We start from the raw sequence: 317 nt of genomic DNA, 5'->3' as shown, positions 1-317 counted from the left end.
GGTCACCGTCACGCGGGTGCTGACCGACAACGGGTCCTGCTACAAGTCCTATCTCTGGCGCGACACGCTGCGCGACGCGCACATCGCCCACCAACGCACCCGTCCCTACCGGCCGCAGACGAACGGGAAGGTCGAGCGGTTCAACCGCACCCTGCTCGAAGAGTGGGCCTACGCCCGCCCTTACCGCTCAGAACGCGAGCGGCGGGAGGCCTACCCGGAGTGGTTGCACACCTACAATCACCACCGCGGCCACACCGCACTCGGCGGCAAACCACCCGCCAGCCGCGTCCCCAACCTCACAGGGCACTACACCTAGG

General features: G+C 67.8%; 1 protein-coding gene. It reads left to right on the top strand.

Annotated features, from left to right (window positions below; all coding sequences use genetic code 11):
• Nucleotides 1-316 (top strand): integrase core domain-containing protein (locus tag ABFJ78_RS50210; RefSeq protein ID WP_436394708.1); only part of this gene is annotated, 316 nt, incomplete at its 5' end.
• Nucleotide 317 lies beyond the last annotated feature (1 nt).

Source organism: Amycolatopsis sp. MEPSY49 (assembly GCF_051337345.1).
GTDB lineage: Bacteria > Actinomycetota > Actinomycetes > Mycobacteriales > Pseudonocardiaceae > Amycolatopsis.
This window is presented reverse-complemented; position numbering and strand designations above follow the sequence as displayed.